This is a genomic window from Streptomyces sp. NPDC041200, from assembly GCF_055591805.1.
In genome coordinates, this window is the sequence record NZ_JBVIZF010000133.1 from 1 (window position 1) to 1,342 (window position 1,342).

The window sequence follows — 1,342 nt, forward strand, 5'->3', positions numbered from 1 at the left end:
GTCAGTGCCGCACGTACGGTGCGTCCGCCCTGGGGATCAGCTCCAGCGCCGATTGGGCCGTCTGCCGGAGCGTCGTGCCGTCGACACCCGCCTTGGCCATGTTGTCGATGCCCCTGACCACGCTCAGCAGCAGATATCCCAGGGCCGTGGCGTCGACGTGCTCGGCCACTTCTCCCGCGTCCTGGGCGTCGCGTATCGCGGACGCGAGGGCGCCGGCGAGATCCTCGAACGCGCGACGGGCCGTGCCCGCCACCATGTCGTCCTCTCCGGCGCGGTCCGCGGTGACCTTGCTGAGGAAGCATCCCCGGCGGGGCGACTCGGTCGCGAAGGCGTCGGCGAGTGAGACGACGTAGCGCTCCAGGCGGGCCATCGGCGAGGTGAGCACCGCGTGCGGGCCCTCCCGCAGCTCCTCGCGGGCCTGGGCGACGAGGCCCTGGCAGTAGTCGGAGAAGACGCGCACATAAAGGGCATGCTTGTTGCCGAACGCCTTGTAGATGCTGCCCTTGCCCAGGCCGGTCGCATCCATGAGGTCGTAGGTGGACGTGCCGTCGAATCCGGTGGTCCAGAACCGGTCGCGGACGACATCGAGCACGGTGGTCTCGTCGAAGCCTCGGTTTCGCCCCATGACCTCACGATACCTCATTGTGGTCCAGGTGGACCACAACGGTCGGCAACCCGGCCCTCCCTGCCGGCGCGGACGGATCGCCTGAGCTCTTCGTTTTGTTGACCGATTGGACCACTTCATGCTTCCATTGTGGTCCAGGCAGTCAACAAAGCCGCGTCAGTCGGCAAACCTGTGGAGAACTGATGGCTCAGAGCCGAACGAAGACGGAGACGGAGCGGAACAAGGCCGCCGTCCTCGAATTCCTGACGACCGCGTTCAACGCGAAGGACTTCACCGCGCTGGACCGGTACCTGCACCCCGACTACATCCAGCACAACCCGTTCATCCCGCCGGCCAGGGCCGGGCTGCGCAAGTTCATCGCGGACCTGCCCGACGCCAGCCGGTACGAGCCGGGAGCGATCATCGCCGAGGGAGACCTGGTCATGATCCACGGCAGGTACTCCGGCAGCACCGAGACACCCCTCGTGGTGGTCGACATCTTCCGCTTCGAGGAGGGCCTGGTGGTGGAGCACTGGGACGTCCTGCAGGACGAAGTGCCCGCGAAGGACACGGTGGCGGGCAACCACATGTTCACCAACCCGCAGGCCGGCCGGGCCTGAGGCACCGGACCGGCGAGGCGGGCGGCACGCGCCGCGCGGGCCATGCCGGCGAGGGGCTCGACCGCACTTGCCGTTCCAGGGCTGAGGCCCGACCGACACCTGATGCAAACGAAGAGAC

At 67.7% G+C, this 1,342-nt stretch carries 2 protein-coding genes; one reads left to right on the forward strand and one right to left on the reverse strand.

The window, feature by feature from the left end:
• Window position 1: 1 nt before the first annotated feature.
• Window positions 2-625 (reverse strand): TetR/AcrR family transcriptional regulator, encoded by a 624-nt coding sequence (locus tag ACZ6CL_RS42965; protein WP_468947028.1) that lies wholly within the window; start codon window positions 623-625, stop codon window positions 2-4.
• Window positions 626-807: 182 nt separating this feature from the next.
• Between ACZ6CL_RS42965 and ACZ6CL_RS42970 the strand changes: the two genes are divergently transcribed.
• Window positions 808-1,224, forward strand: a complete 417-nt coding sequence (locus tag ACZ6CL_RS42970) for a nuclear transport factor 2 family protein (protein WP_468947030.1) — start codon at window positions 808-810, stop codon at window positions 1,222-1,224.
• Window positions 1,225-1,342 lie beyond the last annotated feature (118 nt).